At 69.1% G+C, this 9,777-nt stretch carries 8 protein-coding genes; 4 read left to right on the top strand and 4 right to left on the bottom strand.

Annotation, left to right across the window (positions count from 1 at the left end; translation table 11 throughout):
* Nucleotides 1-292: 292 nt before the first annotated feature.
* From E0497_RS18380 to E0497_RS18370, 3 genes are all read left to right on the top strand, one after another.
* The gene (locus E0497_RS18380) at nt 293-2,059 is read left to right on the top strand and encodes an oleate hydratase (protein ID WP_137726243.1); all 1,767 of its coding nucleotides are present in this window, start codon (nt 293-295) and stop codon (nt 2,057-2,059) included.
* An 88-nt stretch (nt 2,060-2,147) separates the two neighbouring features.
* Nucleotides 2,148-2,789, top strand: a complete 642-nt coding sequence (locus E0497_RS18375; RefSeq protein ID WP_241665962.1) for a TetR/AcrR family transcriptional regulator — start codon at nt 2,148-2,150, stop codon at nt 2,787-2,789.
* Entirely contained in the window at nt 2,786-3,733 is a 948-nt protein-coding gene (locus E0497_RS18370) for a TauD/TfdA dioxygenase family protein (protein ID WP_137726242.1), read from the top strand. Before E0497_RS18375 ends, E0497_RS18370 begins: the two co-directional genes overlap by 4 nt.
* A gap of 4 nt (nt 3,734-3,737) precedes the next feature.
* Here E0497_RS18370 and E0497_RS18365 read toward each other — a convergent pair whose 3' ends face one another.
* Nucleotides 3,738-4,769 (bottom strand): NADP-dependent oxidoreductase, encoded by a 1,032-nt coding sequence (locus E0497_RS18365; protein ID WP_137726241.1) that lies wholly within the window; start codon nt 4,767-4,769, stop codon nt 3,738-3,740.
* 48 nt (nt 4,770-4,817) lie between these two features.
* Here E0497_RS18365 and E0497_RS18360 point away from each other — a divergent pair, with 48 nt between their 5' ends.
* Nucleotides 4,818-5,672: a 3-hydroxyacyl-CoA dehydrogenase gene (locus E0497_RS18360; RefSeq protein WP_137726240.1), complete on the top strand. Its 855-nt coding sequence runs from the start codon at nt 4,818-4,820 to the stop codon at nt 5,670-5,672.
* On the opposite strand, the gene E0497_RS18355 is transcribed toward E0497_RS18360, so the two are convergent.
* From E0497_RS18355 to pruA, 3 genes are read right to left on the bottom strand one after another with little or no spacing between them, the layout of a single operon-like run.
* Nucleotides 5,663-7,081: an acyl-CoA synthetase gene (locus tag E0497_RS18355; protein WP_137726239.1), complete on the bottom strand. Its 1,419-nt coding sequence runs from the start codon at nt 7,079-7,081 to the stop codon at nt 5,663-5,665. The two genes, E0497_RS18360 and E0497_RS18355, sit on opposite strands and share 10 nt — an antisense overlap.
* A 41-nt stretch (nt 7,082-7,122) precedes the next feature.
* Entirely contained in the window at nt 7,123-8,091 is a 969-nt protein-coding gene (locus tag E0497_RS18350) for a proline dehydrogenase family protein (protein WP_137726238.1), read from the bottom strand.
* Complete coding sequence (gene pruA, locus E0497_RS18345; protein ID WP_137726237.1) at nt 8,091-9,737, bottom strand: L-glutamate gamma-semialdehyde dehydrogenase; 1,647 nt, start codon at nt 9,735-9,737, stop codon at nt 8,091-8,093. Before pruA ends, E0497_RS18350 begins: the two co-directional genes overlap by 1 nt.
* Nucleotides 9,738-9,777 lie beyond the last annotated feature (40 nt).

Below are 9,777 nucleotides of genomic sequence, written 5' to 3'. Positions count from 1 at the left end.
TGCGTGCGACGGCGATGACGTCGCGTCGGAACTCCTCGGGGAACGGCTTCGGCATGGGGACATCCTTCCATCGTGAGGACGGATCCTCACAGATTGGGTGTCAACCAAACCGGGGGCAGTCCCTCTCACCCCTGGATGAACTTGCGCGGTTGGGTCTGCGCCCGTCCCCGATCGGCGTTACGGTCGCACTGGCAGGAGGTGATCGGACCGGTCGATCACGCACTGCAGGCCGGACGACCGATATGCCGGTGCCGCACTCGACACCGGCCCCCACTACACAGATCGGGGCGGAATGTATTACAGCAGCGGCAATTACGAGGCATTTGCCCGTCCACGCAAGCCCGAGGGCGTCGACGACAAGACGGCGTGGTTCGTCGGGGCGGGGCTCGCGTCCCTGGCCGGTGCGGCGTTCATGATCCGTGACGGGCGGATGGCCGGCAGCAACATCACGGTGCTCGAGCGGCTGAGGTTGCCCGGTGGCGCGCTGGACGGCATCAAGGAGCCGGAGAAGGGGTTCGTCATCCGCGGCGGACGCGAGATGGAAGATCATTTCGAGTGTCTGTGGGATCTGTTCCGGTCGGTTCCGTCGATCGAGGTCGACGATGCCAGTGTGCTCGACGAGTTCTACTGGCTCAACAAGGACGACCCGAACTACTCCCTGCAGCGGGTCACCGAGAAGCGCGGCGAGGACGCGCACACCGACTTCGAGTTCGATCTGAGTTCGAAGGCGCAGAAGGACATCATGAAGATCTTCCTCACGCCCCGCAGCGAGTTGGAGGGCAAGCGGATCGACGAGGTCTTCGGCAAAGAGTTCCTCGAGAGCAACTTCTGGCTGTACTGGCGGACGATGTTCGCGTTCGAGGAATGGCACAGTGCCCTCGAGATCAAGCTGTACCTGCACCGGTTCATCCATCACATTCGTGGGCTCCCGGATCTGAGCACGCTGAAGTTCACCAAGTACAACCAGTACGAGTCGCTCGTCCTGCCGCTCTACACGTGGCTGCTCGACCAGGGCGTGAACTTCCGGTTCGACACCGAGGTCACCGACATCGACTTCGACATCACGCCGGACCGCAAGCAGGCGACCCGCATCCACTGGATCTCCGACGGGCAGCCGGGTGGCATCGATCTCGGCCCGAACGATCTGGTGCTGACGACGATCGGATCGCTCACCGAGAACTCGGACAACGGCGATCATCACACGCCGGCACGGATCGACGACGGGCCGGCACCGGCGTGGGATCTGTGGCGTCGGATCGCCGCGAACGATCCGTCGTTCGGGCACCCGGACGTGTTCGGCGCGCACATCCCCGAGACGAAATGGGAGTCGGCGACGGTCACGACCCTCGACGCGCGGATCCCCGAGTACATCCAGAAGATCTGCAAGAGAGACCCGTTCAGCGGTCGTGTCGTCACCGGCGGCATCGTGACCGCCCGCGATTCGAAGTGGCTGATGAGCTGGACGGTCAACCGTCAACCGCATTTCAAGCAGCAACCGAAGGATCAGATCGTCGTCTGGGTGTACTCGCTGTTCGTCGACGTCCCCGGCGACTACGTGAAGAAGCCGATGCAGGAGTGCACCGGCGAGGAGATCACCCGCGAATGGCTGTACCACCTCGGTGTTCCGCTCTCGGACATCGACGACCTGGCCGCGAACGCCGCGAAGACGGTGCCGGTGATGATGCCGTACGTGACGTCGTTCTTCATGCCCCGCAAGGCCGGTGACCGCCCGCAGGTCGTGCCGGAGGGTGCGGTCAACTTCGCGTTCATCGGCCAGTTCGCCGAGACGACCCGCGACTGCATCTTCACCACCGAGTACTCGGTGCGCACGGGCATGGAGGCCGCCTATCAGCTGCTCGGAATCGAGCGGGGTGTCCCGGAGGTGTTCAACTCCACCTACGACATCCGTACGCTGCTGTCGGCGACGTACTTCCTGAACGACAAGAAGGAGAAGGACGTTCCGCTGCCGAAGCGGATGCGCAAGCACCTGAGTGCGCGACTCGACGAGAACGAGGTCGGCCGACTCCTCCACGAGTACCACATCTTCAGCGAGGAGTGACGTCCTCGGGGGCGGGGCTTTCCGTGGGCACACGGGGAGTCCCGCCTTCGTCTTGACGGATTAAGGAAGCATCCTTAACCTCGGGGGTGTGACGGACACCACCACATCGGCCTCGCCGCGGCTCGCGATGATGGCGGCCGCCGAGCGGATCGTCGCCGAACGCGGCCTGCCCGCACTGACACTCACCGGCGTGCAGCTCGCGGCGCACCAGTCCAACAAGTCGGCGGCCACCTACCATTTCGGCTCCCGCGACGGACTGCTCGACGCGCTCGTCGAACTGCGCATGACCCCCGTCGACGCCCACCGCCGACGGATGCTCGACGCGCTCGACTCGTCCGGCGCCGCCCCCACCGTCCGGTCCGCCGTCGAGGCCCTCGTGCTGCCGTTGGCGGAGGAGACTCTCGACCGGCCCGGCAGCCACTACGCCCGGTTCCTCGCGGCGGCCGTGTCCGATCCGGCGCTCGCGGACCTCGTCGGCCGGCACCTGCGCGGCGCGAGTTTCCGTCGCGTCCACCGCCTGCTGACCGAGCTGTGCCCCGCGCCGGGCGAGGTCGCGTCGTGGCGGGCCGACAACGTCGTCGTGCTCACCATGACGTCCCTCGCCGCCCGCGAGGGCGCCGACCGCACGCCCGCGCAGACCGCGGCGATCGTGACCGACCTCGTCGACACGTGTGCCGCCGTCCTCACCGCCCCCACCTCGATCCCCGCCCCGACAGGAGCCCCGTCGTGACCTACGCCCTGCCCGCCACCGCCGCCCCCACCCCGACCGATCCGCTCGCGTGTTTCGGCCCGCTCGTCGCACCGCGCACCGCCGCGGGCGCCGACGACCGTCCGTACGAGCTGTTCTCGGTGGATCCGCAGACCCCGACGATCGGTGCGGAGATCACCGGGATCCGTCTGGGCGGCGACCTGTCCGACGAGGTGCTGGCCGAACTGCGGCGGGCCCTGCTCGAGTGGAAGGTGCTGTTCTTCCGCGACCAGGACATCACCCGCGCCGAGCACCGGGCGTTCGCGCAGCGGTGGGGTGAGCTGGAACAGCACCCGTTCTTCGCGTACACCCAGCCCGGGCAGTCCGCCGTCGACGTCACCACGCTGGCGAAGGACGCGACCGCCGTCGGTGCCGAGAACATCTGGCACAACGATGTGACGTGGCACGAGTTCCCGTCGTTCGCGGCGGTGTTGCGAGCCGTGGAGGTGCCGGCGGTCGGCGGCGACACCCTGTGGGCGGACACCGGTGCCGCCTACGATCTGCTGCCCGACGACCTCCGGTCGCGGATCGACGGCCTCGTCGCGGAGCACGATTGGATCCGCTCGTTCGGTGCCGGGATGCCGCAGGATGCGGTCGACGCCTTGCGGCCGCACTTTCCGCCGGTGCAGCATCCCGTCGTGCGGGTGGTCCCGGAGACCGGCCGGCGGGTCCTGTTCGTGAATGTCGCGTTCACGCAACGGATTCTGGGGGTATCGGAGGCGGAGTCGAACGAGCTCCTGCGGCTGCTGTACCGGCACGTGATGCGCCCGGAGCTGCAGGTGCGGCTGCGCTGGCAGCCGAACACCGTTGCGTTCTGGGACAACCGGGCGTGCCAGCACTATGCGTCGAGCGACTACTACCCGAATCGCCGCGTCATGGAACGGATTTCGATCGTCGGGGACCGGCCGGTCGGAGTCTCGGGCTGAGCGATCACGTCTCGGGGCCGACGCGGACGACGAGTTTCCCGAAGTTCCTGCCGCGCAACAGTCCGGCGAACGCGTCCGGCGCGTTCCCGAGCCCGTCGACGACGTCCTCCCGGCACTTCAGCCGACCCTCGGCGATCCACCGGGCGGCGTCGCGCTGGAAATCCAGGTGCATGTCGCGGACGAACTCGGCCTGGATGAATCCGCGCACGGTCAGGCTCTTGGTGAGCACCGCACCGAGGAACGCGGGCAGCCGGTCCGGCCCCTCCGGCGCGGAGGTGGCGTTGTACTGGGACACCAACCCGCACACCGGGATCCGGGCGTACGTGTTGAGCAGGGGGACGACCGCGGCGGTGACGGGGCCGCCGACGTTCTCGAAGTACACGTCGATACCGTCCGGGACGGCCGCCGCCAGCTGCTCCCGGAAGTCGTCGACGCAGTGGTCGACGGCGGCGTCGAAGCCGAGTTCGTCCCGCAGGTACGCACACTTCTCGGCGCCGCCCGCGATACCGACGGCGCGGGCACCGTGGATCTTCGCGATCTGTCCGACGGCGGACCCGACCGGCCCGGACGCGGCCGCGACGACGACGGTCTCGCCGGGTTGCGGACGCCCGATCCGCAGCAGGCCTGCGTACGCGGTGAAGCCGGGCATCCCGAGTACCCCGAGTGCGGTGGACAGCGGGGCCCGGTTCGGGTCGAGGAGGCGCACCGTGCCACCGTCGGCGACGGCGTGCGTCTGCCATCCCGAGTAGGCCAGCACGTGGGATCCGGCCGGGACGTCCGGGTGCCGAGACTCGACCACCTGAGCGACGGTGCCGCCGACCATGACGTCACCCACCTCGACCGGGTCGGCATACGATTCGGCGGCGCTCATCCGGCCGCGCATGTACGGATCCAGCGACAGGTAGACCGTACGCAGCAGCACCTGACCATCGGACAGTTCCGGCAATTCGGTTGTCTCGGTGCGGAAGTTGTCGGGTGTCGGATCTCCGTCCGGTCGCGACGCGAGAACGATGCGGGTGCTCGTGACAGCGCTCATGCCTCGACCGTACGCCGCTCGGACGCGCCGGCCGATAGGGTCGGAACCATGACGGACATTCGGAAAGTCACCGTGTTGGGAGCCGGGGTCCTCGGCTCGCAGATCGCCTTCCAGACGGCGTTCAGGGGTTTCGAGGTGACGTCGTTCGACATCGACGACGCCGCCCTCGACGCGGCCCGCGGCCGATTCGAGGGCCTGGCCGACACCTACCGCGGCGAGGTACCCGGCGCCGACGAGGATCGTGTCACCGATGCGTTGGCGCGGATCGCGACGACGTCGGATCTCGAGGCCGCAGTCGCCGACGCCGACCTGGTGATCGAGGCGATCCCGGAGATCCTCGCGCTCAAGCAGGACACCTACCAGCGGATCGGGACGGCCGCACCGGAGCGGACGATCTTCGCGACGAACTCGTCGACGCTGCTGCCCAGCGATCTCGCGGACGCCACCGGCCGCCCCGACCGTTTCCTGGCACTGCACTTCGCGAACCAGGTGTGGAAGTTCAACACCGCCGAGATCATGGGCACCGACCGCACCGATCCGGCCGTGTTCGAGACGGTATCCGGCTTCGCGGCCGCGATCGGGATGGTGCCGATCGAAATGCACAAGGAGAAGGCCGGTTACGTCCTGAACTCGCTGCTGGTGCCGTTCCTCAATGCGGCCGCGGGCCTCGCCGCCGGCGGCTACGCCTCCCCGGAGGACGTCGACAAGACGTGGAAGATCGCGACCGGCGCGCCGATGGGCCCGTTCCAGATCTACGACGTCATCGGCCTCACCACGCCGTACAACATTCTGTCGCAGGGTGACGAGTCGGCGCGCAGGCTCGCGGCCTGGCTCAAGGAGAACTACATCGACCAGGGCAAGCTCGGCGTCGCGTCCGGTGAAGGGTTCTACCGCTACGGCTGATCCGCCGTCAGCAGTTTCTTCTGCACCTTGCCCATCGCGTTGCGCGGCAACGATTCCACGATCCGCACCTCGCGGGGGCGTTTGTGCACCGACAGGGTCGTCGCGACGTGGTCGATCAAGGTCGCCCCGTCGAGGTCCTCCCCCACGACGTACGCGACGATCCGCTGTCCGAGATCGGGGTCGGGCAGGCCGACGACGGCGGCCTCCCGCACCCCCGGATGTCCGAGCAGTGCGGTCTCCACCTCCCCCGCGCCGACCCGGAAGCCCCCGGTCTTGATGAGGTCGGTGGAGGCGCGTCCGACGATGCGGTGGAAGCCGTCGGCGTCGATCACCGCGACGTCGCCGGTGACGAACCAGCCGTCGTCCGTCCAGGATTCGGCGGTGGCGTCGGGGCGGTTCAGGTAGCCGTCGAACAGCAGCGGGCCGCGGACCTGCAGCCCGCCGATGCTTTCTCCGTCGTGGGGGACGTCGCCCCCGTCCTCGTCCCGCAGCCGGGTCTCGATGCCGCGGACCGGCAGGCCCACCCAGCCGGGGCGCCGCTGACCGTCCACACGGGTACTGAGGGTGAGCATGGTTTCACTCATCCCGTACCGCTCGATCGGCGCGTGCCCGGTGAGGTCCTGCAGCTTCTCGAACACCGGCACCGGCAGTGGCGCACTGCCGGACACCAGCAGTCGTGCGCTGCTCAGCGCGCGGGCCGCGTCCTCGTCACCGGCGATCCGCGACCACACCGTCGGCACCCCGAAGAACAGGGTGCCGCCTGCGCGGGCGGCGTCCGCGTAGGCCTGCGGGGTGGGGGTGACGGTGTGGATCAGCCGGCTGCCCACCCGCAACGGTCCGAGGACCCCGAGGATCAGTCCGTGCACGTGGAACAGTGGGAGCCCCTGCACCACAACATCTTTCTCCGCCCACGCCCACGCCTCGGCGAGCGCGTCGATCCCGGCGGCGATCGCGCCGCGGCTCAGCAGCACCCCCTTGGGGGCGCCCGTCGTCCCGGACGTGTACAGCACGAACGCGATCGCCGACGCCGGCGGCTCCGGATGGGTGTGCCAGTCGCGGGCGTGCAGGCGCACCGGCACCACCGGCAACGTCGACCCGTCTGCGGCCGCCCCGAGCCACGCCTGCGCGCCGGAATCGGTGAGGATGTGCGTCACCTCGGCCGGACCCGCGTCCGGCGGTACCGGCACGACCGTCACCCCGGCGAGCAGGGCGCCCACGACGGCGATCACGGTGGCCGGGGACGGGGTCGCGAGGACCGCGACCCGCTGCGCACCGGCCAGACGTTTGGCGAGCGCACCGGCGGCACCGAGGATGTCGGTGCGGGAGAGCGTGGTGTCGCCGACGCGGACGGCGTCGGGCATGTCGTCGCCGCGCGCGACGGCCAGCGGGTTCAGCGAGGTGAGCAGCACGACGCCCACTGTCTCACATCACGGCTCGACTGCATTGCGGCTCAGCTGCGGGTCAGGGTCGAGCGCAGGAAGAACCGCAGGTTCGACGGCCGTTCCGCGAGCCGGCGCATGAAGTAGCCGTACCACTGCGCGCCGTACGGCACGTACACCCGCACGTGCCGTCCGACGTCGACGAGCCTGCGCTGCTCGACATCCCGGATCCCGAACAGCATCTGGTGCTCGAACGAGTCCGCGGCCCTACCGGTCTCCGCGACGAGTGGATCGACGGCGGCGATCATCGCCGGGTCGTGGGTGGCGACCATCGGGTAGCCGCCGCCGCGCATCAGGATCCCCAGGCACCGCCGGTAGGACGCGTCGACGTCGCCGCGGGACCGATAGGCCACCGACTCCGGTTCCCGATACGCGCCCTTGCACAACCGGATTCGCGAACCCGGCCCGGACAGGTCGCGACAGTCGGCCTCGGTCCGCCGCAGATACGCCTGCAGCACCGTGCCGAGCCACGGGAAGTCGCCGCGCAACTCCCGCACGATCGACAGCGTGGAATCGGTGCGGGTGTGGTCCTCGGCGTCGACGGTCACCCGCGCGCCGTGCTCTGCGGCGGCCGCGCAGACGGTGCGGGCGTGGTCGAGGGCAATCTTCTCCCCGTCCCCCGACAGCGCCTGCCCCAGCGCCGACAGCTTCACCGACACCTCGACCGGGTGCACCCCGGCGCGGGGGTCGACGGGCAGACGGCCCAGTGCGGCAATCAGTTCCAGATAGGCGACGACGATGTCCCGGGCCTGCCCGGCGTCGTGGGTGTCCTCCCCGAGATGGTCGACGCTCACCGCCCGCCCGGATGCGAGGAGCACCGACACCGCCGTCATCGCGTCGCCGAGGGTCTCCCCCGCCACGAACCGGCGCACGATCGACTTCGTCACCGGCACCCGCGTCACCGCGTCCTTCACCCGTCCGGACCGGGCGGCGGCCAGGATCGCCGGGCGCAGCGGATTCGACAGCACCGACGGCGTCATCACACGCCGTCCGGTCCCATGTGCGGGTAGCGGTGGTCGGTGGGCGGGACGAACGTCTCCTTGACGGTACGCGCCGACACCCAGCGCAGCAGGTTCAGCGGGGAACCGGCCTTGTCGTCGGTGCCGGACGCCCGCGCCCCACCGAACGGCTGCTGCCCGACGACCGCACCGGTGGGCTTGTCGTTGACGTAGAAGTTTCCGGCCGTGAAACGCAGTGCGGCCGAGGCCTGGTCGATCGCGGCCCGGTCGGTGGCGATCACGGCACCGGTGAGCGCGTACGGCGACGCCACGTCCACGGCCGCGAGCACGTCCGGCCACGCGTCGCGCGCATCGTCGTCGTACACGTGGATCGACAGGATCGGCCCGAAGTACTCGGTGGACAGCGCCTCGTCGCGCGGGTCGTCGACGAGCAGCACGGTGGGCCGGACGAAGTAGCCGACACCGTCGTCGTAGGTGCCGCCGACCGCGATCTCCACCCCGGCCGCGTCGCGGGCCCGTTCGATCGCGGCGACACTCTTGTCGTAGGCGCGACGGTCGATGAGGGCGCCCCCGAAGTTCCCGAGGTCGGTGACGTCCCCGTAGGTGAGGGTGTCGACCTCGGCGAGGAACCCGTCGCGCATCGTCTCCCACAGCGACCTCGGCAGGTAGGCGCGGGACGCGGCCGAGCATTTCTGCCCCTGGTACTCGAACGCGCCACGGATCAGCGCGGTGGCCAGCACCGCGGGGTCTGCCGACGGGTGCGCGACGACGAAATCCTTGCCGCCGGTCTCCCCCACCAGTCGCGGATAGCCGCGGTACCGGTCGATGTTGGCGCCCACCTCCCGCCACAGATGCTGGAACGTGCGCGTCGATCCGGTGAAGTGGATGCCCGCGAACCGCGGATCCTGCAGCGCCACATCGGATACCGCGAGCCCATCGCCGGTGATGAAGTTGATCACTCCGGGTGGTAGACCTGCGATCTCGAGAACGCACATAGTCCAGTATGCCGCGAGGGACTGGGTGGGCGACGGCTTCCAGATCACGGTGTTGCCCATGAGTGCGGGCGCCGTCGGCAGGTTCCCGGCGATCGCGCTGAAGTTGAACGGGGTGATCGCGTAGACGAACCCCTCGAGCGGCCGGTAGTCGAGCCGGTTCCACACCCCGGGCGACGAGATCGGCTGTTCGGCGAGGATCTGCCGAGCGAAGTGGACGTTGAACCGCCAGAAGTCGACCAGCTCGCACGGGGCGTCGATCTCGGCCTGCTGCACCGACTTCGACTGCCCCAGCATCGTCGCGGCGGCGATCGTCTCCCGGTACGGTCCGGCCAGCAGATCGGCGGCCCGCAGCAGGATCGCGGCCCGCTCGTCGAACGGCATCGCTTGCCAGGCGGGTGCGGCTGCGGTTGCCGCCTCGATCGCCACCTTTGCATCGTCGTACGTGGCATTGCCGATCGTCGCGAGCACCGACGAATGCCGGTGCGGCTGGACCACTTCCAGACGGGTACCAGTGCCACGGTGGTTGCAGCCGCCGATGACGTGCGGAATGTCCACGACGCCGGAGAGATGCAGATCCAGGGCATCCTTCAGCCGTGTGCGCTCGGCACTGCCCGGCGCATACGAGTGCACCGGCTCGTTGTACGGCACCGGAACCTGCGTGACGGCATCCATGCTGCCCTCCCCAGCGTCAGCCAAGAAAAACTGCAACCCA

The sequence above is a fragment of the Prescottella subtropica genome (assembly GCF_005434945.1).
GTDB lineage: Bacteria > Actinomycetota > Actinomycetes > Mycobacteriales > Mycobacteriaceae > Prescottella > Prescottella subtropica.
The sequence above is the reverse complement of the archived record's forward strand: the minus strand, read 5'-3'. Positions and strand labels throughout refer to the sequence as shown.

Excerpts from the sequence above, each read along its gene's own strand:
- E0497_RS18380 (WP_137726243.1), top strand. The coding sequence starts at position 293 with ATGTATTACAGCAGCGGCAATTACGAGGCATTTGCCCGTCCACGCAAG.
- E0497_RS18365 (WP_137726241.1), bottom strand. The coding sequence starts at position 4,769 with ATGAGCGCTGTCACGAGCACCCGCATCGTTCTCGCGTCGCGACCGGAC.
- E0497_RS18360 (WP_137726240.1), top strand. The coding sequence starts at position 4,818 with ATGACGGACATTCGGAAAGTCACCGTGTTGGGAGCCGGGGTCCTCGGC.
- E0497_RS18350 (WP_137726238.1), bottom strand. The coding sequence starts at position 8,091 with ATGACGCCGTCGGTGCTGTCGAATCCGCTGCGCCCGGCGATCCTGGCC.
- pruA (WP_137726237.1), bottom strand. The coding sequence starts at position 9,737 with ATGGATGCCGTCACGCAGGTTCCGGTGCCGTACAACGAGCCGGTGCAC.